Source organism: Chitinimonas sp. BJB300 (genome assembly GCF_002735695.1).
Classification (GTDB): domain Bacteria; phylum Pseudomonadota; class Gammaproteobacteria; order Burkholderiales; family Chitinimonadaceae; genus Chitinimonas.
On record NZ_PDZH01000041.1, the window covers coordinates 14,889 to 36,611 of the forward strand.

The following is a 21,723-nucleotide window of genomic DNA, read 5'->3' on the forward strand; positions in this document are numbered from 1 at the left end:
CGTTAGCAGGGTGAAGCGCAGCGCAAAAACCGGAATGTACGTGGGTACATGAGGCTGCGAACTTCTTGGTGCAAAGCACCGTAGCAGTTCGGCGTCCCCCTTGCGGGGGGGGGGGCTTTTGAGCAGCACATGAGCTCTGATTACGGCTGCGCAGTAAGATCGTAAACAGATTCTTATGCATGGCTATTCCCCGGAATAGGGCAGTCAAAGATGAAAAGCTATAGGCCTTGAGCGTACGCCGCCTTCTGGTCTGTCGGAAGGCGCATCAGTTGCATTGAATAGATGCGTCTGACGCCATGTATGGGGCGCGTTGTGCTATGGTTGGCACGAGTCGATACCTGATCTCAATCTACTGATTACCCTCGACGTGTTGCTTGAGGAAGGCAGCGTTGTGCGGGCCGCAAAGCGGTTGAGGCTTAGCCCGTCGGCGATGAGCCGGGCGCTGGCGCGGTTGCGGCAGACGACGGGAGACCCGTTATTGGTGAGAGCCGGACGTGGTCTTGTTCCGACACCCCGAGCGATTGAGCTTCGCGAGCGCGTCAGCCTGCTTGTGCAGGAAGCTGAAGCCGTTCTGCGCCCGTCCACGGCGCTCAATATGGCGCAGCTGGCCCGAACATTTACAGTACGGACGAGCGAAGGTTTTGTAGAAAACTTCGGCTCACGCCTCATCGCCCGCCTGTACGAGGATGCACCGGGTGTACGACTACATTTCGTGCCTAAACTGGAAAAGCACAGCACGCTGCTGCGGGATGGCACGGTTGATCTTGAAACCGGGGTGGTAGGTCAGACTGTGAGCCCCGAGATTCGCAGCCGTGCTTTGTTCCAGGACCGATTTGTCGGGGTGGTGCGGCAAGGGCATGAACTTTGTCTTGGCAACGTTACGTCCGCGCGTTTTGCATCGGGCAGACATGTTCTTGTATCACGGCGGGGTCTCGAAAAAGGGTTGATTGACGAAGCTTTACAGCTTGTCGGGCTCGAACGAACGATATCCACCGTCGTGGCCGGTTTTTCGACTGCCTTGTTCATCGCACGCACCTCGGATTTAATCGCGACTGTTCCAGAGCGTCACACCGGGTGCTTGCGCGAAGGCATGTATAGTTTTCCGCTACCGGTTGATGTACCGGAGATAACGGTGTCCATGCTTTGGCACCCGCGCCATGATGCCGATCCGGCCCATCGTTGGTTGCGGCAATGCGTGAAAGATATTTGCACGTTCTAACCTGTGTTTAGCCGCCTCACTCAAGCAGAACGATGCTTGTCGGCAACGGCGCACTACCACATACGCTTGCTTACTATGGATACATATTCTTAATTCAGGAGTATGCAGAATGAAGCACCGCCTAGCCGTTTTTGCCTTGGCCTATCTGGCTACATTACTAGCCTGGGCAGATGACTTGGATAAAATACTCAAAAAGGGAGAAATCATTATCGGTGTGCGGGCTGGCGCGCCGCCTTTTGGTTTCTTCGATAAAGCCAGAAACAAAGTATCGGGTTATGACGTAGCATTTGGAGACTACGTTGCTACCAGGCTGGGCGTTAAAGCCGTCTTCCAACCCTTGGACCCTGCTGAGCGTATTCCGGCACTTCAAAGTGGAAAAATTGACTTGATTGTTGCGGCATTAACCAAGACAGCTGCGCGAGAAAAAGAACTGGACTTTAGCGTGGGTTACTTTGTTGCTGTGCAAAAGCTGGCGGCAAGACGAGGCCGATTCCGTAGTTTATCGGATGTTAACAACGCTAAAATCTGTTTTGCTGAAGGGACAACGGCAGATCAATGGATCCCAGATAATTTTCCAAAAGCAGTGCTCGTACCGGCAGTGGGTTATCCGCAAGCTTTCAGCATCTGGCAAGCCGGAGGGTGTGATGCTGTCGCGGGCCAGGCGACGATCCTGAAAGGCAACATTCGCAAGCTGCCCAGAAATGCCGGTATTGCCGTACTCGATGATCTTCCGCTGGGGATGGAGACTTTTGCCATGGCCGTGCGCAAGGGGGAAACAAGGCTGAAGGAACGAGTTAATAAAGCATTAATTGACTCGGAAAAGAATGGCGATGCTGTACGTATATATGAACAATATTTTGGTGAGGATTCGGCCGTGCCACAGTTACGGATGTTCAAAATACAAGGTTGACTACGCACTACATAACTTAACTTAAAGACAATCTCTCTATTATCAGGGTAAATGACGTCAGAAATATTCGCTGGTTTTATTAGAGGTAGGGGTGGTTATTTAACAGAGTGATTTATCCAAAGTGCCGCTTACTAGATAAAGAGAATACGTGCTGGCTGTACCCATTTCTGTGCAATTGCGTGGGTACGATTGGAAGTGAAGGCTAGCGATTGGGCTTCCATTGCTCGGATTATGTAATACCAGGCGGCCGCCATGGCATATCGCAATGCGTTCAGTCATATCAGCCCAGCCGCAATGGCTATGGCCTTGGCACATTGGGTCAAGCCGATGAAATAGACTTCGTATCGCCGAGCGCGCGGTGGGTGGTAAGCCTGCGCCATGTTTAGGTACACGCAATTCCCATTCATCATCTCGGCGTTTGCATGACAGTTCGACCGCGGGCCATGTGCCAATACATTGTCGACCTCTGCTCCACCTCGAACGTAAGCCAAGTGCGGCTTATTCTTGGTCTGCTTTGAGTTATATGGTCGATGGAATCTCGTTGCTGTTCCCAACATCAAACAGGAAAGTGACTTGGCAGCAATGGGCTTGGTATTGAGCCGGCACTGAAAACCCCGTGCTACTTTGCGCCCCCCACGACACGGGTCTGCCAGACTGGGGTACGGAGGAAAAGCTGCGGTCGATTCAACGGCCGCAGCTGCTTGCTACACCCTGTACCAGAATCAGCGTTGGATAAGCGTCATCAACATGCCGTGTCGGGGCCGCATGGTAACGGCGACTTCTCTTTCAACCGGATGGTCGGGCAATAGTTGCAAGTCATAGCGCTGGGCAATTTGGGCCAATAGCAGCTGGCCTTCCATCATCGCGAAATGGTTGCCGATACATACCCGCGGGCCGCCCCCAAACGGCAGGTAGGCACAGCGATGATGTTGCAGCTGGGTTTCTCCCGGTAGAAAACGCTCGGGGTCGAAGCGGTCGGGTTCGCGCCAGAAAGCTGGGTGACGGTGCAGCAGGTCGCTGACCACCATGGCCACTTCACCACGCCGCAAGCTATAGCCCGCCACCGAGGTATCCTTCAATACCGCCCGGGGTAGTACGGGTGCTGGCGCGAACAGCCGCATTGATTCTTCAAATACCGCTCGGGTGTAAACCAATTGGGGCAGGTCGGCATAGTCTGGTGTGCGGCCACCCAGCACGGTTTCCAGCTCTTCACGCAGCTTGGCGCGCACTTCAGGATGCTGTGACAGCAGATACCAGGTCCAGGTCAGGCCATTGGCTGTCGTCTCGTGCCCTGCGCCGAAGATGGTGGCGATTTCGTCACGCAACTGCTGGATCGACATGCTTTCCTTGCTGTCCGGATCACGCGCGGCCAATAGCATATCAATCAGGTCCCCTCGTGGCGTGCCGCTCTCCAGGCGCTTGTTGATCAGGTCGTAAAGCAGGACATCGAGTTCCTTCATGGACCTGTTAAATGCCCGGTTGCGAGCGGTTGGCCAGCCGGAGGGCAGCAGCAGCGGGTTATTCAGGCTGCTGAAGGCATAGCGTAGGAGTAAGGGAAAGCGTTCGCCAACGAAGTCGGTTTTGTCCAGTAAATCGGCCCCAAACATGGTCTGGCCTATCACATCGATGGTGACGCGCATCATTTCCTGCGAGATATCCACTACCTGCCCGGGTTGGAAAACCTGCTGCCAACGTCTCAACAAGCGGCTGCCGGCCTCAGTCATTGCATCGGCCATCGTGGCGATCTGCACTTTGTGGAACATGGGCTGCATCATCTGGCGCTGGCGCTGCCATGACTCACCGTAATTAGTTACCAAGCCCTTGCCCAGTACCAGACTCAGACCAATTTCCCGTTTCTCTCCCAGTTCAGACAGCTTGCCGAAATGCTCTCTTTCCTTGATGAGTAGCTGCTCCGCCATATCAGGATGGGCAAGTATATGGATACTGCGCGATGCCAGACGGATACGAAAGATATCGCCAAGCTCGGCGCGGCTGCGGGCCAGAAAGCCCAGCATATCGGCCCGATAAGGTTTCAGATGGCCAAATAGGAAGTGCCCGGCAGGGGTAGGTGCACACAATAAGGGGGCGCCACCGGGTAGTGCGGCGGACGATGACATGTAGGTCTCCTCGTGCAGGGAATTTGGTCTTTGCCACTAGCTGCTGGCTGGTGCCGCGATGACGCCTGCTCACCATCGCGGGCCCTTTACCTTAGTTCTGGCCGCAGACAATAGACAATGATAGGCATCACCTACACGACGAAGAATAGACGCAGCAACGCGATACGCCACCTCCCAGCCGGCGGAGTCGGTATGGGTTTTGGTGCGCGTAATGGTTTAGCGATTTGTCGCCGCAGCTGCGATCAGGGCTCATGTGCTGCTTGAGGTCCTCATGTACAAAAGCACATTCCGATTTCTGTGCTGCGCTTCACCCTGCTGACAGCTGCTCGTGGCAGATGGCTTTGTTGCATAACCCCACCACCCGCTACGGTATGCTAAGGCGATGAACGTCACAACGCCCCAGAACATCAAGCCCAAGCAGCGCTACACAACGACTAACTGGCATGAGTACGACGCCGCGCTGACTGCACGCGGATCCCTGCTGGTCTGGCTCGACAAAGACATGCAGTGGCTGGCCCAGCCTGCCGGCAACAATGGCCGGCCTGCCAAATACACTGACGCTGCCATCCAGTTTTGTCTGAGCATCAAATGCCTGTTCAATCTGCCGTTGCGACAGAGTCTGGGCATGGTGCAGAGCCTGCTCCAATTAGCTGGGCTCGACTGGGCGGTGCCCGATCACTCTACCGTATGCCGCCGCCAACGCACCATGCAGGTCCAGATCGGCTATCGTCGCAGCAACGGCGCGCTGCATGTGCCGGTCGACAGCACCGGCATCCAGTTCCTGGGCGAAGGCGAGTGGAAACGCAAAATACATGGTGCCGAATATCGTCGGCAATGGCGCAAAGTCCACCTGGGCATCGACGCCGAAACCTTGGAAATCCGGGCCATAGAGGTAACCGGCAACGGCGTGGGCGACGCCCCCATACTGCCGGAGTTGCTAATGCAGCTGCCGGCGGATGAGCCGGTTGCGACGGCAACACGGGATGGCGCCTATGACACACAGGGTTGCTACGCAGCGCTGGTTGGCCGGGGGATCATGCCGGTGATTCCGCCGCGCAAGAACGCCAAGCCTTGGAAGTCGAAAATTCCCGGCAGTGAGGTGCGTAATGCGGCGATTGCGGCGTGCAAACGCTTGGGGCGACGAATCTGGAAACGTTGGAGCGGCTATCACCGCCGCAGTCTGGTGGAAACGAAGATGCACTGTTTCAAGCGACTCGGTAGCCGGGTGATGGCACGCACCTTTGATCGGCAGGTGGCGGAACTACAAGTACGCGCGGCGCTGTTGAACCGCTTTACCACCCTGGGTTGCCCGAAGACCGTAGCGGTGGCAGCGATGGGCTAAATCCGCCTTGGGAAAGGGGATGCTCAATCTTCGGTGGGGTTATGCAACAAAGCCTCGCAACATAAAAAGAGGGGTGCTATGCACCCCCTTTTTTTTGGGCTGGCCACATAGGGTGCGTGATTGGCTACGACAGGCGGGTAGTGCGCCTCCTGCAGCGCAACGTCGCCTCTTTACCACAGCACCGCTAGTCGGCTGCAGTGGTTCTTCGCGCTTTGTCGCTTACGTTCTTCCTGCTTGATGGCAGGAATGAATATATAAATGAATCACCTACTTCCAGTTGGGGCCTGTGTTAGTGGAATCGATAGCGCCAGTTTAATGCCATGTCCAGAGGCGTTGAAGATTATGTTGCGCATCCCTGATGTTGGGGGTAAGCAGTAGCATCGGCAAAAATTCTTAGAAGAATACGGCTGAGAAGAGATCAATCAGCGCGGCGAGCTTGTACCACCGAGAGTTCATGCAGCGCATTCAGGAGGTGGTATGGCTGTGGGGATTCGATTCCAAATGATAGAGACCTGCATGCGCATGGGTTGTCTGGTTAGCCCATGGCAGGTTTGCTGGCGTTAGGACAGGGCGTGGGAATGAATGCTAAACCGCCCATCGAGCCAACGCTATTGCTGGTCGATGACTTATCCTCCAACCTGCTGAGTCTAAAGGCATTGTTGGACGATGGCTCCCGTCGCCTGCTTACTGCCAACAGTGGGGAAGCGGCGCTGGAGACCCTGCTGAGCGAGACGGTCGCTCTGGTATTGTTGGATGTGCAGATGCCGGGCATGGATGGTTTTGAAGTGCTGCGTCTGATGCGTAACAACCGGCGCACGCGTGATATTCCCGTATTGTTGCTGACAGCGCATATGGATGGTGATGTATCAATGCTGGCCGGGTATGAAGCGGGCGCGATTGATTACCTTACCAAGCCGATTCGAAGTGAAATACTGTTGGCGAAGGTGGCCAGCTTGCTTGAATTGCAAAACGCACGTCTGCAATTGCAATTGATTAACGAAGAAATCACCCAAGCCAGAGAGTTTTACTCTTCGATTCTGGATACCACGGGTGAGGGTATTCTGGTGGTGGGGGCTGATCTTGAGATCAGTTATGCTAATCCTGCCGCACGCCGATTGCTGGGTAGCCAGCAGATGAGTGATCTAGACCTGCCATTTTCAGTATATATACCTTGTGAAAGTAGCAGCATGTCGGCGTCCAGCGTATCTGTGCCCCGCCCAAGCAGCTATTTTACTCATCTCGCCATGTTGCGTACTGCGTATGGCAGTGAATTATCGGTCCAACTTTCGTGTGCCCAACTGCCTGGATCGAAAGGGAGTTGGGTGGTGGCTTTTCAAGATGTGGGGCCGATAACACGGCTTGAGCAAGAGTTACGTCATCAGGCGGTGACTGATCCCCTGACAGGCCTGCGTAACCGGAAGGGCTTCTTCCAGACCTTGAACAATGTGTTGTCTCGTGCGCTGCGCCAGTCGGAAATGGTGGGCCTGCTTTACCTTGATCTGGATGACTTCAAGTTAGTGAATGATAGCCTGGGCCATGCGGTGGGAGACCAGTTGCTGAAAGCTTTTTCTGAGAGACTGAGCCAGCAATTGCGTCGTTATGACGGTGTATGCCGGCTTGGCGGGGACGAGTTCACCATTGTGCTGGAGGCGATGAACGACGAGGCGCAGATATCGGGTGTGGCAGAAAAAATTATCCAAGCTCAGCAGCAGTCCTATGATATTGCCGGCCATAGCTTAAATATGAGCGTGAGTATCGGCATCGCTACTCACCCGGACTGTGGTACCACTGCCGAGGAATTGTTGCAGTCGGCAGATACGGCCATGTACCAGGCTAAGCGGGAAGGCCGGAATAATTTCCGGCATTTCTCGCCCGAGATGAACAGCCGTGTGCGGGTCAGGGCGCTTTTGCTCGATAGCCTCCGCCGCGCCATGATCGAGGAGCAATTTTTCCTCGTCTATCAGCCGCAAGTCCGGGTCAGTGATGGGCGTATGACGGGTATGGAGGCATTGCTGCGTTGGCAGCATCCAGAGGCGGGCCTGATCAACCCTGCCACCTTTATTCCGCTATTGGAAGAGTCTGGTCTGATCGTGCAGGTCAGTCGCTGGATATTGCGTGAAGCTTGTGAACAACGCCGTGCCTGGGCGGGCCAACTGGCTGATGATGTGACGGTGTCGGTCAACCTATCGGCCAAGCAGTTTGCGGACGAACACCTCCTGAACGATATCGCGATGTTGCTTGAAGAAACCCAGCTTCCATCCCATTGCCTGGAGCTGGAAGTGACGGAAGGGGCGGTGATTGGTGATATGCATACCAGCCAGCGTTTGATTGGCGAGCTCAGGAAGATGGGTGTCCGTATTTCTATGGATGACTTTGGCACCGGTTATTCCTCGTTGGCTTATTTGAAGCAGCTGACATTGGATGTGCTGAAAATCGACCGGTTGTTTGTTTCCAATCTGCCCAATGACAAGCGTGACCAAACCATTGCCCGTGTCATTATTCAATTGGCGCACGATTTGGATTTGGAAGTCATCGCCGAAGGGGTGGAGACTGCCGAACAATTGGCACTGCTGGCCGATATGGGCTGTGAGACGATCCAGGGATTTTATTTCTCCAAGCCATTACCGGCATCCGAGATACCTAAGTTGCCGGCCCACTTTAAGACTCACTGTGGTCTCAACTAATCCAGTAGTGTCTGAATTGCCCTGTACCGTGTGATTGATCGCCCTAGCCTCTCATAGGCAGGCAGAGTGCAATACCAGGTTTTTGCGCTAATCCGTTCGCTTTTTATCCTGCCAAAATCTGATCGCTAATGTTTTCTGTAAATCCGTTCAGCTCGGGCAATTGTGTCAAATTGATCTTTATAGGGCGAGAACTGGATGCTTTCCTTGCTGCCAAGCCCAAGAAATCCCCGATGGACCAGTGAATCGTGAAAGAGCCCCAGCGCCCGGGCCTGTAGGTGGTGGTCGAAATAGATCAGCACATTGCGGCAGGAGACAAACTGAGTTTCTACAAACACGTTATCGGTGGCTAGGCTGTGGTCGGAAAATACGCAGTACTGGCGCAGGGATTGGTCTATTAGGGCCGCACCATAAGCCGCCAGATAATAATCAGAAAAAGCCGCTTTGCCGCCAGCCTGCTGATAGTTGCTGGTATAGCGGGGCAGGTGCTTGATGGGAAAGATACCGCGCTCGGCGCGGGCCAGATTACGCGGGTTAATGTCGGTGGCGTAAATCTGGCTGCGCTCCAGCAGGCCTTCCTCGCGCAGTAAAATGGCAAGGGAATAGACTTCTTCTCCGGTGCTGCAACCGGCCACCCAGATGCGGATTCGGGGGTAAGTGGCCAGTACGGGTAGCACTTCATCCCGCAGGCGTCGGAAGTAGGCCGGGTCGCGAAACATATCGCTGACGGGCACGGTGAGGTATTGCAGCAACTCCTGGAAGCTGGCTGAGTCGGCTGTCACCTTTTGGTGCAGGTTGGTCAGGTTGGTATGGTTCAACCGGCTGATGGCATGGAGCACCCGCCGCTTGAGCGAGGGCTGTGCATAGTGGCGGAAGTCGTATTGGTAGCGTGTAAAGATGGTTTCCAATAGTGCGGCCAATTCTGAGGTGGCGTTGGATTTCTCATCCATGGCATCAGTCTGATGTTGGTTCAAGTACGGGCCGAGTGGGGAGACCAGACACGAATCAATGACAGTAGTTTGTCTATCTGCACTGGTTTGGAAAGGTAGTCGTTTGCACCGGCAGCCAAGCATTGGTCGTGGTCATCTTGCATGGCGCGTGCAGTCAGGGCAAGGATAGGGAGCGCGGCAAAATGGGGCCGCAGGCGAATTTGCCGCATGGCTTCGTAGCCATCCATGATAGGCATCATGATATCCATCAGCACCAGGGAAATACTGCGGTCGCTGTCCAGCTTTTCCAAAGCTTCGGCCCCATTGCGGGCAATGATGACTTTCGCGTCCAATGCTTCCAGCGCACTGCTCAGCGCAAAGACATTGCGTACATCATCGTCAACCAGCAACAGCGTACGCCCCTTTAGGCTTTGTTCATCGTCCTGGCGGGCCTGTTGCAGCAGGTGTTGGCGTTCCGGCGCCAGCGTGTGTTCCACCTGATGCAGGAATAGCGTTATTTCATCAAGTAATCGTTCGGGTGAACGGGCACCCTTGATGATAATGGCACGTGCGTAGTGGCGCAGTTCGGCTTCCTCTTCCGCAGATAAGTCTCGGCCGGTGTAGACAATGACAGGTGGGAAAGAACAGATATTTTCTTGGGCCATACATTTGAGCAATTCATGCCCAGCCATGTCGGGTAGGGTCAAGTCCACTACCATGCAATCGAATAATTTGTTGCGCAGCAGTGTCAGTGCTTCTTCCGCCAATGCAGTGGTCTGGACTTTGACAGAGCTGTCTTCTATCAGACGGCGGATGCTATCGGCTTGCAGTGGGTCATCTTCTACGACCAATACATACTGGATGGTCTGAGCCAGACGGGTTTCCAAGCGACTGAATACCACACGCAGCGTGTCGGCATCGGCGGGTTTGCGGACATGGCCGATGGCGCCCAGTTGCAATGCTGGTTCGCTACTGTCAGTGCCGGATATCACATGTACGGGAATGTGCCGGGTGGCTGGGTCCTGCTTGAATTGTTCCAGCAAGATCAGGCCGGAGTAGTCAGGTAGTTTGATGTCGAGCAGGATGGCTTGCGGTAGGTAGGTCTTGGCCATGGCGAGGCCGTCGCTTGCGGTATCGGCTAGCAGGCAATAGAAACCGCGCTCATGCGCTAGTTCGTAAAGGCTGCGCGCAAATTGTGGATGATCTTCGATGACCAGTATCTGGCGGCCATTTTCGGGGAGAATGGCACTGTCGTCTAAAGGGGTGGTGTGCTTTTGAGCTGGTGCTGGGGTGTTGATTACCTCGGTGGCGGTAGATGATGGCAATGACGATAGCGATTGGTCGATCAGGCCACCTGGCTGCATGCCTGGCGGCGTCACGGGCAAGGTCAGGGTAAATGTGCTGCCTACGCCGAGTTGGCTGTGCAGGGTAATCTGGCCACCCAGCATCCGAGCCAGATTGCGTGAAATCGAAAGTCCAAGCCCCGTGCCGCCATAGCGGCGTGTTGTCCCATTCTCTGCTTGGCGGAAGGCTTCAAAGATGGATTCTTGATGCTCGGGCGCGATGCCGATGCCATTGTCGCTGACAGCAAAAGCCAGAAAGCCATCCGATGGAATGGATACCTGCAGTTGCACGCTGCCGTGTTCGGTGAACTTCAATGCATTGGCCAGTAGGTTTTTCAGGATCTGCATCAACCGGGCGGCATCACTAAAAATAGTGGTAGGCGTATCAGGTAACAATTGCAGATTGAGCGACAACTGCTTTTCAGTCGCGATTGGGAAAAACAACTGCTTCAAATCATCCAGCAGCGCTGGCAGCTTCACATTCGACCACTGGATGTCCAGCTTGCCGGCTTCCACCTTTGACAAGTCGAGTATGTCGTTGATGAGGTGCAGCAGATCATTGCCTGAGGTGTAGATGGATTCTGCAAACTGCACTTGGTCTGGGCTTAAGTTTCCCTTACGGTTTTCTGCCAATAGCTTGGCAAGGATCAGCGTACTGTTCAATGGTGTGCGCAGCTCGTGCGACATATTGGCCAGAAATTCGCTTTTATAGCGGCTGGCGCGCTGGATTTCCGCTGCACGGGATTCCAGGTGTGAGTGGGCTTGTTTGAGAGCCTCGTTGCGCTCATTCAAGGTTGCACTCTGTTCTTCCAGCCGTTGATTACTCTGCTCCAGTGCTTGCTGTTGGATTTGGAGGCGGGCTTGCGAATCAAGCAAGGTGTGGGATTGTTCTTCCAACTCTTCGTTGGTGGCGCGTAGTTCCTCTTGTTGGGCTCGCAGTTCTTCATTCAGTCTTTGGGATTCCAGTAGAACTTCCTGCAGACGCAAACGGTATTGCAGGGCTTCGACAGCTTTGCCGATTTTGAAAGTGATCTGGTTAGCGAATTCCAAGCCTTGGTCTGGCAAATCGCCTAGAAAGCCGAGTTCTATAACGGCATTGACACGCTTGCTGTCGCAGGTGGGGATGATGAGCAACTGGTGAGGAAGGCTACTACCTAGAGCGGAGCAGACGGGTAGGTAATTAGCCGGTAGGTGTTTCAATTGCATGACTTGATTGATTGCAGCAGCTTGACCTGCCAGGGTCTCATGGAGTTTGAAATTGGAAAGAGGAAAGAGTTTGGCTGGGGGATGGGCGTAGTGGGCAGTAGGGTGAAAGTTTATGCCATCGTCGCTAATGTAAACGGCACCCACAGAGGCGCCTAGATAGCTGACAAGACTGTTAAGTACCTTCTCGCATAATTCAATCATTGACTGTTCACCTACCAGCAGCGTGGCCAGACGGGTCTTGCCAGTCGCCAACCAAGCTTCACGCGCCAAACGATTGTTTTGGTCTTGCTGCAGTTCTAATGTAGCGCCGTACACATTCGCCAACTTCAGCATCTGTCGCCGGCCAACCAAGGCCAGTACGACACCGGAAATCACACCTGTCGCCATCGTGAGGGATGTCAGCCAGAAGATAGTCGTGTTGGCGGCTTTGCTACGCGCCTTACGTTGGGAATCCTCCACCTCCCGTAAGCTTCTCAACAACAAGCGCATTTCATCCATCAACTTCTTTCCATCTCCGACGCGCGCCAATTCCACGATGGCGGCGAGACCATTTTCCTCATGGCGCAGCAATATGATTTGTTGTGCAAATTGTTGCCATCGATCAAACAAGTTTTGAAACCGCTTCAATCGAATTTGATAGTCGGGATTACTGGCGGTGATGGCGGTGAAGTCGTCCCATGCTTCGGGAAAGTTGGCGTTGGCTGTCTGATAGGGAGCTAGAAATTCATCCAGGCCGGTCAGGCTATAAGCCCGCAAACTGGTTTCTGCGTCGACCAATAACTTCGAGACCTTATTGGACTTGGTAATGATGTCCTCGGAATGCGCAATCAAACCGTTGACCGATTGCAGATACAACACCAGCCCGATAAATATCAGCGATGAGATGATGGCCAATACCAGGGGGATACTGATGTGCCGTACCAAGGAGCGTCGAAATGCATCCTGGGTCAGGTCATACGGCTGTGGGGCTTCCATATTCCTCCCGCAACTCTTTAAGAGTGATCAGGCGGAATCATCTGCTTGTGACTCCTACCCCTTAAGTTATATGTCATAAGCGGGCAAGGACGAAGCGGGATGGATATGCAGGCCGGGTTTTAGAACCTGTTCAATGTTTGCTGCGTGTCGGCGATAGGGCGTTGAAAATACCCTTGGAATGCGCATTTACCACTTGTAAACGCCGCCTCCTCCGACATTTTCGCCTTGTCTTGCCTTAGCTCGCGAGACTTTGAACAGGTTCTAACAGATATCGATCAGGTTCTAGATGGGAATGCTGAACCGGTAATCGAGGACAATGGCGGCAAATAGGACAGCGCCTATCCAATTATTCGCCAGGAAAGCCTTAAAGCATTTAGTACGGTCTCCGCCTTTGATCCTGGGGTATTGCACCCCCATCAGAAGGGCCGCGATTAACAAACCAAGGTACCAAAGCAAGCCACGTTGCAACTGCCAGCCAATCGCTACCATGCCTGCAAGGAAGAGGGCGTGGCAAAACATGACTGCCTCGGCATCGAAGCGACCGAATGTGATGGCGCTGGTCTTGATGCCGATCTTCAAGTCATCAGGTTTGTCCACCATGGCGTATTCAGTGTCATAAGCAACTACCCAGAACAAATTGGCCAACACAAGGTACCAAGCTATGGCGGGTACCGTATCTTGTGTCGCTGCGAAGGCCATGGGTATGCCAAAACTAAAGGCAATGCCCAGATAAGCCTGTGGAATCGGCAAAAAGCGTTTGGTGAATGGGTAGCTGGCGGCAATCAATACTGCAGGAATCGATAACAGCATGGTCAGCCGGTTCAATGGCAACAAGAGTCCGAAAGCCATCAACGCCAGCGCCCCGGCCAATATCAGCGCTTCCTTCGTAGAAACGCTGCCAGTCGCCAATGGTCGATCTTTGGTGCGTTCGACGTGGCGGTCGAAATCGCTATCGGCATAGTCGTTGATCACACAGCCGGCCGAACGCATCAGTACGGTGCCGAGGATGAAGATCCAGACAACGACTATATTCGGTTGCCCGGCACTGGCGACCCACAGTCCCCATAGCGTGGGCCAGAGCAATAACAGAATGCCAATGGGCTTGTTCAGTCGCATCAGCTTTTCATATTGGTTTAAGCGTGCGGTGAGGTCGGGCAGCGTCATGAAATAGGTTCCCTTAGGGCCGGCAGAAAGACTTCGGTAATCAGAATACGGGCACTGCCCAGTTCAAAGCGCGAGCGACGTGCCCATAGGATAGCGGGTAAGCGGCCAATCGCCTTGTGGCTGGATTGATATAGCGCATGGCGGCGATTGATGCTGCGAAAGGCCAGACGGCTGCGACGAATTTGCGGGTTGGCGAACAAGGTGGCACCAAGTGGCTTTAAGCCCTGACGTCGCAGGCTATGGTAACCATGGACCAAGGCGTGCCGAGGCATCACGGAATGGGCAAACACCAGTGGGGTATCGCCACTCATCAACAGCACCTCCCGCACCATCGCCATTTCACGACGTACCAAACCCAGTGCGGCCAGTTCGTCCCGGTTTGGCATAGCCCAATGTTGGCTGAGCAGGCGTACGTGGAAGTTGGGATAGCGGGCGATCAGGCGGGCGGTAAGCGAGCCGGGGTGCTGCAGCCAATGGCGCAATTCGCGCGGGGAGAGGCTGGCAGGGTGGACCCAGCGATGGCTGGCGATGTGCGGCATTGCGGTATGGACGGCAGGAAAGGGCCGATTATGCCAGAGCCACCGATGTATCAAGTGCTGATATGCGTAGCACGGGTAAGTGCTGATAGCGGTTTGTTTTAAGTCCAGACACTATTGCGCGCCCCATAATCGGTGTGGGGAGCTTGAGGTGCTGAATTTGTCTATCCCATCCTATCCTGATTATCGTACCGAGCTTTGGCATGGCGCACGTGACTCCTTGCCCATGCTGGTCGGGTCGGCCCCATTTGCCTTGATTTTTGGCACATTGGCGGCCAGTAGCGGTCTATCGGCAATGGCTACGCTGGCCATGTCGCTGTTTGTTTATGCGGGTTCGTCACAGTTTATTGCAATCAGCTTGCTGGCCGGTGGTGCTGGCTTGGCTGTTATCGTCGTCACCACGTTCGTGGTCAACCTTCGCCATGCACTGTATTCAGCTACCTTTCTGCCGTATGTGGCGGGATTGGCGCAGCGCTGGCGCATTCCGCTGGCTTTTTGGTTGACGGACGAGACCTTTGCTGTAGTCCAACACCGCTATGGCGCCGCCGATGCATCACCGCATAAACATTGGTATTACCTGGGTTCGTGCTTGGCGATGTACAGCAATTGGCTTATTTGGACGTTGGTAGGCGGGCTGCTGGGCCATGCCGTGCCGGGTTTGGATCAAATGGGCTTGGAGTTTGCGATGGCAGCCACGTTTACTGGCATTGTGGTGCCGGTATTGAAAAACCGGCCCATGGTTGCAGCCGCATTGGCGGCGGCGGTAGTGGCGTTGGCTGCGCGCGAGCTGCCGTACAAATTGGGTCTGATGCTGGCTGCCTTGGCGGGTGTACTGGTCGGTTTGTGGCTGGAAAGCCGGGAAGAGGGGGCAAAGTGAGCAACGATGAACTGCTGTTGATTGCCGGTATGGCGATTGTCACCTTCCTGATCCGTTATTCCTTTTTTGCTTTGGGCGACAAGGTCCACTTTCCCCCTTTGGTGAAGCGCGCCCTGCGGTATGTACCGGTAGCTGTGTTGACGGCGATTACCGTGCCGATGGTGTTATTGCCTGATGGCCAGCATTGGCACCTCGATTGGCGCAATGCCTGGTTGCTGGGCGCGGTGGTCAGCGGGCTGATTGCTTGGCGTTACCAACATCTGCTGTCGGCCATTGGCGGCGGCATGGCGGTATTTTTTATTGCCCGCTGGCTGTTGGCGTAAGCGGGTAAATCAATGATGCTGCTAAGAACCTGTCTAAAGTCTGCTGCGCGTCGACATTACGGCGTTGAAAACACCCTCGGAATGTTCATTTACCACTTGTAAACTCCGCTTCCTCAGCTGTTTTCGCCTTGTCTTGCCTTGGCTCGCGAGACTTTAGACAGGTTCTAAGTTTCATGGTTGTTTGAGCGGTACCTCGACAAAGTCGTCTGTACGGCCTAGCTCAGCAAAAATGGCCTGCAGGGCTGGAGGCGGTGCCATCAGCTTGCGCGCGCACAGGTCCAGCCATGCACCGCTGACTTCATGGCGGGCAGCTAGCCGGCCATCTTCTTTGAATATTTCGTGCCGGATGCTGAAGCGGCTGCCATCGATAGCCAATGCGGCGATACGGACTTCAATCTGCAGCCGTTCGCTCATCCTCACTTCTTTGAAGTATTCAGTACTTTCCTTGAAAATTACCGGGCCAAAGGCATTCTGCTGAAACTGATCAAAGCCAAAACCTGAAGCACGCAGCCATTCGATGCGGGCATGGGTACAAAAATCAGCGTAGGCGCTATGGCGGACATGCTGATTAGCATCGCAGTCTACCCAGCGTACTTCAATCGGCTGGCGAAAAACGGACATGGTGAGCTCCCGATAGTGAAGTGCACATGCTAGGCTATGTTCAGTAAATCAAGCAACCGCTTGGTTAAATCAATGATGCCTGTGACTAAATATTGGCTACGTAGGATAGGTAATCTGCCAATCAAGGTGCGTTGGGTGAAAGCGCCATTATTTGTCGAAGGCTATTAGTCATTTACACCAGTCGATGCAGATGGGGGAATGATTTCAATGGTGTTGCCGTGCGCGTACCATTTTTACCAGCCGCTCAAATAGGCTAACGTCCTGCTCATTCTTCAATAGCGCGCCAGACATGGGCGGCAGACCGTCACCCGTCTTGAGCGCCGAAGGTGCGACTTGGTCGGCCAGCAGCAATTTGAGCCAGTCGATTAGTTCCGAGGTCGAGGGTTTCTTCTTCAATCCCGGTAAGTCGCGGAGCGCATAGAATAGTTCCAGCGCCTCAGCCAGCAGTTCTTCGTGCAAGTTAGGGAAATGCACGGCCACAATCTGGCGCATGGTGTCTTTGTCGGGGAAGCGGATGTAATGGAAGAAGCAGCGGCGCAGAAAAGCATCCGGCAGCTCTTTTTCGTTGTTGCTGGTAATGATGATGATGGGCCGGTGCAGTGCGGTAATTGTTTGGCGTGTCTCGTAAACATCGAAAGTCATACGGTCTAATTCCCGCAACAGATCGTTGGGAAATTCGATGTCGGCTTTATCGATTTCATCAATCAGCAGAATGGCGCGTTGTTCGCTCTCAAAGGCTTCCCAAAGCTTGCCGCGCACAATGTAGTTGCTGATGTCGTTGACGCGCGCATCACCCAACTGACCATCGCGCAGGCGCGACACAGCGTCGTATTCGTATAGGCCTTGCTGGGCTTTGGTAGTGGATTTGATATGCCAGCTAATCAACGGTGCGTTGAGATTACGGGCGATTTCTTCAGCCAGAAGTGTTTTACCGGTGCCGGGCTCGCCCTTGATCAACAAGGGGCGTTGTAATGTGATGGCGGCATTGACCGCCAGCAATAGGTCAGGCGTGGCAATGTAGTGATCGGTGCTGGTAAAGCGATTGGCTTGGCTCATGGGGCATCCTTGTCGAATGCCTAGATTCTAACCAAGCAAACACCCATTGCGGCTGGCAAGTAGCGCAGATATACGAACTTTCAGATGCATCGGGCGCGTTCTATCCACTAGCTTTGCAAGGCCAGCGATGGATAACGCCATGCGCTTTATCTCAAGCGCACGCCGCCTGCAATTGCTTTGAAAGGGTATTGCGGTAAAGCGTGATTAGCGCGCGTAAGCTGCTTCGATATCTTCAAGCGTCAAGTGCCAACGCGACAACATACGGCTATAGACGGCAAGCTCAGGCTCGGAAATGACTTTGTCGGCTTTGGCCATATCCAGCGCCAATGTAGCGACCAGGAGCTGCTTCTTTGGCTCGGTCACTGTTTCCAGTAAATCGTCGATACGTTGCCGGTCTACCAGTTTGATGCTGCCGTTTTCGTCAGCTTCATCACTCAAGTCATTACAGTAGGCATGAAGCACTTCGATAAAACGGGTGCGACTGATACCCAGCGCTTCATAAATGTGAAGGGTTTCCAGGCTGTCGATTTCGCGTGGGTCCATATTGCCGTCGCTCATCATCAGCATCACCAGCAGGCGAGCCATAGCTTCAGGGCTGTTGGCGGGGTATTTCTTCATCATGTTGGAGTCTCCTGCATACCTAATGCGCTAAGGAATTCAACCGGTACAGATGCCGGTTTGCGGATGGTATAGTCAAAAAACAAAATACCAGTTTTTGCGTGCAATGCGTCGCGATTATCGGCTTGTTTGCGGAACCTATAAAATAAATCACAGCCATATTTATTGAACTCGGTGCTGGCGACTTCAGCAACCAAGGTTTCTCCCCAAAACACTTCTGATTTGAATATCAGCACTGCGTCGGTAAGGATCATGCCAAGCCCACCGATATCTAATTCCGTTAAGCCCAGCGATTGCAGAAATCGCAGTCGTACTTCATGCACCAGCGTCAATGCCGAGTCATTCCCTAAGTGGCCACCATAATTGATATGGCCAATGCCTACCGATAATTCGGTGCGAAAAGGAAAAGAATCGGGGAGTTCGAGTTTCACGCGTGCCATGTATTTAGTCGCAGGCTTCTCATTAGTGGTCAGTGTAAGCCTCGTCGGACCTGCTGGGCAACCCGGAAGCTATAGTAGACTCAGGCTGTTGCCGGATTGCTGGGTTCCGTCAAAATGATAAAAAGGAATGCATCATGTACCAACGTATTCTGGTTCCGGTTGATGACAGCGATACATCTCGCCAAGCCTTGCTAGAGGCTACCCGATTTTGCCATAACCAACACGGAAAGATCCGGCTGGCCCATGTAATCAATCTGGCGCAATTTACCTGGGGTGGCGCAGAGTTTGTCGATGTGGGCGAACTGCAAGGTAATTTACGCCAGTCGGGTCGTACGGTCTTGGAAAAGGCAGCTGCTTTGATGCAGGAAAATGGCGTGGAAGCCGAGACGACGCTGATTGAGATATGGGGCGGTACTATTTCCAGCGCGATCATCGAGGATGCGACCAACTGGCCGGCAGATATTGTCGTGATGGGTTCGCACGGTTGGACGGGGCTGGATCATTTGTTGTTGGGCAGTGTGGCTGAAGGTGTAGTGCGACATGCACCGGTGCCAGTACTTATTATCCCCATTAAACGTAAAAAGTAAGTTGCTGCAAAAAGTGGAAACTCGTGCCTGAAAGCAAAACCAAACCGTTGGTACCGCTTGCGGTTACCGATCACCGCCGCGATATCCTCGGCTTCCGGTATATCTATCCTGTGGTTTCTCGCCGTGCGGGTGGTGTGTCGGTGGGCGTTAATCTCAATCCCAATAATGCCTGTAATTGGCGCTGCATCTATTGCCAGGTGCCCGACCTTGTACGAGGTAATGCGCCCGAGTTGGATTTGACGTGCCTGGAAGCAGAATTGGCTAGTCTGCTTGAGGACATTGTCTATGGCGATTTCATGCAGCGCAGCGTGCCCAAGGATGTGCGGCGTCTAAATGATGTGGCGCTATCCGGCAATGGGGAGCCTACCGCTAGCCGCCACTTCGGTGAAGTAGTGGATCTGGTAGGCAGGCAACTGGATCAGTTTGGACTGCTGGGCCAGATAAAGTTTGTTCTCATCACCAACGGCAGCCAGTTGTATAAGCCCGGTGTGCAGAATGCGCTGTCGCGTTTAAAAGCGCTTAATGGCGAGATTTGGTTCAAGTATGACCGGGCACCGGTGAATAACCATAGCTTTGTTAATCAGATTGCCTTGACGCCGGCTCAGGTCAAACGCCATCTGTTGGCGGCGACCACGCATTGCCCCACTTGGCTACAAACCTGCATGTTCATGCTGGACGGCGTTTTGCCAAGCGAGGAGGAAATCGTTGCATGGCTAGATTTGTTGCGCGAAGCCATGGACGCAGGCGCGCGCCCAGAGGGGGTATTGCTATATGGGTTGGCCCGCGCATCTACCCAGGCGGAAGCCGGGCGCTTGGCGAAAGCACCTGATGACTGGATGCGTGCGTTGGCCTGCCGCATCGAGGCATTTGGGTTACCGGTGAGATTAAGCCTTTAGAATCTTTTCAACGTCTGCAGCGCGTCGGTGATACGGCGTTGAAAACACAGTTGGAATGTTCACTTACTGTAGTAAATTCCGCCTCCTCGGTTGTTTTCGCCTTATTTCACCCTAGCGCACTAAGTTGTGAACAGACTCTGCGGGCCTCCCCAAGCAGGCATAATATGTAAAACGCGCACTTTGGTGCGCGTTTTACATAGTTTTCAAGCTGACCAAATCGACCAGCTGGGGAAAACTGGGCTCGCTATCAGGCGGCTTGATCTTTGTTCTCGATTTCCTGTGCCTTCACCGCTTTTTGCAGGCTCTTGTACAGGTCAGGATGGTTGTCCCGGAGGTATTCGATGATTTCGAAGTCCTCGCGACGGACGCGACTAAGATCAACTTGCTCTACATGCACTAGGCGCAACAATTCCCGCACCGGCTTGGGCATGTTCCTACCGCTCTCATAGCGTGAGCCACCGCTTTGGGTGACGCCAATCTGGGTCCAAAACTCTTGTTGGTTAAGGCCCAATTTGCGACGTACGTCGCGAGGGTTAAAGATTTTCTCAAAAATTTTCATAATATGCTTCTCGTGTGGCGTGTGCGACTATTATCCTGTCATGATGTCCATTCAGTTCGCCTATGCCGAATGGTACTCTCGTCCTGTCAAGTGAGCATTTCCACTTTCGCTTCGATTAGACAGGCCAAGAAATCAGAAAGACTCAAAACAAGTGCAATATTACTTTGCTTACAGCCTATGCGCGAGGCATGTTGCACTGCATTGGTCAGTTTTCATAAATTTTTCTTGGCTTTGTGTCGATTAGGATTGTGAAAAGGGCACAAAGTTTCTTAAAGCAGATTTGAGTTGACTTGGCTGGAAATGTTGCTCCTCAAGGCTGTAAGCCATGTTGCTGTTAATGACATCATGCTAATGACGAAGATTGTTCGGGATAACGCCCTTCATGAATTTGGGTAATCCCTTACGCCTAGCTGACATAGCACGCTTTGGCATTTGTTAAGATCTAGAACTTTCAATCACTTGTGGCGGGCCGAATTTATCGGCCATCGAATTCGATGAGTACATTGGTTGACAAGATCGTTCAAGCGATACGGCGAGATATTTACAACGGTAATTTAGAGGCTGGGGAGCCATTAAAACAGGTTGAGCTGGCTAATCGCTATGGGGTTAGCCCTATCCCCCTGCGCGAAGCCTTGCAGCGCCTGCAGGTGGAAGGTTTAGTGGAATACTTTGCCTACCGTGGTGCTATTGTGGCGCGCACGAAAAAAAGTGAAATCATCGATATTGTCGGTATTCGCAATGTATTAGAGCCGCTGGCTTTTCAAATGGCGTTGCCGACGTTGGACGATGAACAGCTTGCCCGTTTGACTGTATTGACGGATGAGTTGGAGTCGCCTCAGGCCAGCGACGCTGCTTATTTTATGGTCAAAATTTTTGACTACTATGCAGTGCTGCTGGCTAAGGCGCAAAGGCCTCTCTTACTAGAGATGATTCAAACTAATCTCAAGCGTGCGATACGCTATTACGCGGAGGTTGTCAGGCGTCTTGATGGCCAGCAGCCGCTGCTGCCCAGCCGGCATGAGTATCTGGAGGCTTTACGCAGGCGTGATATGAATAGATTGGTCACTGTGCTGGAAAACCGGCATGCCAGCTATGTGTCTTTTATCGAAAAGCATTTCAAAGACTAAGAACCTGTTCAAAGTCTCGCGAGTTAGGGCAAGGCAAGGCGAAAATAGCGGAGGAAGCGGAATTTACTACAGTAACTGATGTTACGCAGTGCATACGATAACCTGTCGCCATGAAGAACAAAGAACTCGATTTGTACACCGACTATTTGCTGAGCACGTTTGGTGCGGCGACAGCAACGGGCTTGTCGGCGATGGTA

At 53.4% G+C, this 21,723-nt stretch carries 19 protein-coding genes; 9 read left to right on the forward strand and 10 right to left on the reverse strand.

Annotated elements, in window-relative coordinates; genetic code table 11:
- Nucleotides 1–310: 310 nt before the first annotated feature.
- Together CSQ89_RS08950 and CSQ89_RS08955 are read left to right on the forward strand one after the other, a co-directional pair.
- A complete protein-coding gene (locus CSQ89_RS08950) occupies nucleotides 311–1,219 on the forward strand; it encodes a LysR family transcriptional regulator (RefSeq protein ID WP_233203026.1) in 909 nt (302 codons plus the stop codon).
- A gap of 109 nt (nucleotides 1,220–1,328) precedes the next feature.
- The gene (locus CSQ89_RS08955; RefSeq protein ID WP_099405822.1) at nucleotides 1,329–2,129 is read left to right on the forward strand and encodes a transporter substrate-binding domain-containing protein; all 801 of its coding nucleotides are present in this window, start codon (nucleotides 1,329–1,331) and stop codon (nucleotides 2,127–2,129) included.
- 722 nt (nucleotides 2,130–2,851) lie between these two features.
- Here the strand turns inward: CSQ89_RS08955 and CSQ89_RS08960 are convergent.
- On the reverse strand, nucleotides 2,852–4,246 hold the full coding sequence (locus CSQ89_RS08960) for a cytochrome P450 (RefSeq protein WP_099405823.1): 1,395 nt from the start codon (nucleotides 4,244–4,246) through the stop codon (nucleotides 2,852–2,854).
- Between the two features lie 382 nt (nucleotides 4,247–4,628).
- On the opposite strand from CSQ89_RS08960, the gene CSQ89_RS08965 reads away from it, so the two are divergent.
- Both CSQ89_RS08965 and CSQ89_RS08970 read left to right on the forward strand, forming a co-directional pair.
- Nucleotides 4,629–5,588 (forward strand): IS5 family transposase, encoded by a 960-nt coding sequence (locus CSQ89_RS08965; RefSeq protein ID WP_099405824.1) that lies wholly within the window; start codon nucleotides 4,629–4,631, stop codon nucleotides 5,586–5,588.
- Between the two features lie 578 nt (nucleotides 5,589–6,166).
- Nucleotides 6,167–8,272, forward strand: coding sequence for a putative bifunctional diguanylate cyclase/phosphodiesterase (locus CSQ89_RS08970; RefSeq protein WP_158228949.1), 2,106 nt, complete (start codon nucleotides 6,167–6,169; stop codon nucleotides 8,270–8,272).
- A gap of 125 nt (nucleotides 8,273–8,397) precedes the next feature.
- Here the strand turns inward: CSQ89_RS08970 and CSQ89_RS08975 are convergent, their stop codons facing one another.
- The 4 genes from CSQ89_RS08975 to CSQ89_RS08990 all read right to left on the reverse strand — a co-directional run bounded on the left by CSQ89_RS08975 (nucleotide 8,398) and on the right by CSQ89_RS08990 (nucleotide 14,425).
- Nucleotides 8,398–9,219, reverse strand: coding sequence for a CheR family methyltransferase (locus CSQ89_RS08975; protein ID WP_099405826.1), 822 nt, complete (start codon nucleotides 9,217–9,219; stop codon nucleotides 8,398–8,400).
- Between the two features lie 20 nt (nucleotides 9,220–9,239).
- Nucleotides 9,240–12,722, reverse strand: a complete 3,483-nt coding sequence (locus CSQ89_RS08980; RefSeq protein WP_099405827.1) for a response regulator — start codon at nucleotides 12,720–12,722, stop codon at nucleotides 9,240–9,242.
- A gap of 282 nt (nucleotides 12,723–13,004) precedes the next feature.
- Nucleotides 13,005–13,886 carry a 4-hydroxybenzoate octaprenyltransferase gene (gene ubiA, locus CSQ89_RS08985; protein WP_099405828.1) on the reverse strand — a complete coding sequence of 294 codons (882 nt, stop codon included), beginning with the start codon at nucleotides 13,884–13,886 and terminating at the stop codon, nucleotides 13,005–13,007.
- A complete protein-coding gene (locus tag CSQ89_RS08990; protein ID WP_099405829.1) occupies nucleotides 13,883–14,425 on the reverse strand; it encodes a chorismate--pyruvate lyase family protein in 543 nt (180 codons plus the stop codon). Before CSQ89_RS08990 ends, ubiA begins: the two co-directional genes overlap by 4 nt.
- Before the next feature lie 157 nt (nucleotides 14,426–14,582).
- Between CSQ89_RS08990 and CSQ89_RS08995 the strand changes: the two genes are divergently transcribed.
- On the forward strand, nucleotides 14,583–15,299 hold the full coding sequence (locus tag CSQ89_RS08995; RefSeq protein ID WP_233203028.1) for an AzlC family ABC transporter permease: 717 nt from the start codon (nucleotides 14,583–14,585) through the stop codon (nucleotides 15,297–15,299).
- Nucleotides 15,296–15,622, forward strand: coding sequence for an AzlD domain-containing protein (locus CSQ89_RS09000; RefSeq protein ID WP_233203030.1), 327 nt, complete (start codon nucleotides 15,296–15,298; stop codon nucleotides 15,620–15,622). The genes CSQ89_RS08995 and CSQ89_RS09000 overlap by 4 nt, the downstream gene beginning before the upstream one ends.
- Before the next feature lie 171 nt (nucleotides 15,623–15,793).
- Here the strand turns inward: CSQ89_RS09000 and CSQ89_RS09005 are convergent, their stop codons facing one another.
- The 4 genes from CSQ89_RS09005 to CSQ89_RS09020 form a co-directional block, all read right to left on the reverse strand.
- Nucleotides 15,794–16,243, reverse strand: coding sequence for an acyl-CoA thioesterase (locus CSQ89_RS09005; RefSeq protein ID WP_099405830.1), 450 nt, complete (start codon nucleotides 16,241–16,243; stop codon nucleotides 15,794–15,796).
- Nucleotides 16,244–16,447: 204 nt separating this feature from the next.
- Nucleotides 16,448–17,299 (reverse strand): AAA family ATPase, encoded by an 852-nt coding sequence (locus CSQ89_RS09010; protein WP_099405831.1) that lies wholly within the window; start codon nucleotides 17,297–17,299, stop codon nucleotides 16,448–16,450.
- A 204-nt stretch (nucleotides 17,300–17,503) separates the two neighbouring features.
- Complete coding sequence (locus tag CSQ89_RS09015) at nucleotides 17,504–17,920, reverse strand: hypothetical protein (protein ID WP_099405832.1); 417 nt, start codon at nucleotides 17,918–17,920, stop codon at nucleotides 17,504–17,506.
- Nucleotides 17,917–18,357, reverse strand: a complete 441-nt coding sequence (locus CSQ89_RS09020; RefSeq protein ID WP_099405833.1) for a thioesterase family protein — start codon at nucleotides 18,355–18,357, stop codon at nucleotides 17,917–17,919. The genes CSQ89_RS09015 and CSQ89_RS09020 overlap by 4 nt, the downstream gene beginning before the upstream one ends.
- Before the next feature lie 134 nt (nucleotides 18,358–18,491).
- Between CSQ89_RS09020 and CSQ89_RS09025 the strand changes: the two genes are divergently transcribed.
- Both CSQ89_RS09025 and CSQ89_RS09030 read left to right on the forward strand, forming a co-directional pair.
- The gene (locus CSQ89_RS09025; RefSeq protein WP_099405834.1) at nucleotides 18,492–18,944 is read left to right on the forward strand and encodes a universal stress protein; all 453 of its coding nucleotides are present in this window, start codon (nucleotides 18,492–18,494) and stop codon (nucleotides 18,942–18,944) included.
- A 23-nt stretch (nucleotides 18,945–18,967) separates the two neighbouring features.
- A complete protein-coding gene (locus CSQ89_RS09030) occupies nucleotides 18,968–19,840 on the forward strand; it encodes a radical SAM protein (RefSeq protein ID WP_199065353.1) in 873 nt (290 codons plus the stop codon).
- A gap of 247 nt (nucleotides 19,841–20,087) precedes the next feature.
- On the opposite strand, the gene CSQ89_RS09035 is transcribed toward CSQ89_RS09030, so the two are convergent.
- Nucleotides 20,088–20,399 carry a helix-turn-helix domain-containing protein gene (locus CSQ89_RS09035; protein WP_099405835.1) on the reverse strand — a complete coding sequence of 104 codons (312 nt, stop codon included), beginning with the start codon at nucleotides 20,397–20,399 and terminating at the stop codon, nucleotides 20,088–20,090.
- A 494-nt stretch (nucleotides 20,400–20,893) separates the two neighbouring features.
- On the opposite strand from CSQ89_RS09035, the gene CSQ89_RS09040 reads away from it, so the two are divergent.
- The gene (locus CSQ89_RS09040; protein ID WP_099405836.1) at nucleotides 20,894–21,526 is read left to right on the forward strand and encodes a GntR family transcriptional regulator; all 633 of its coding nucleotides are present in this window, start codon (nucleotides 20,894–20,896) and stop codon (nucleotides 21,524–21,526) included.
- Nucleotides 21,527–21,723: the final 197 nt, after the last annotated feature.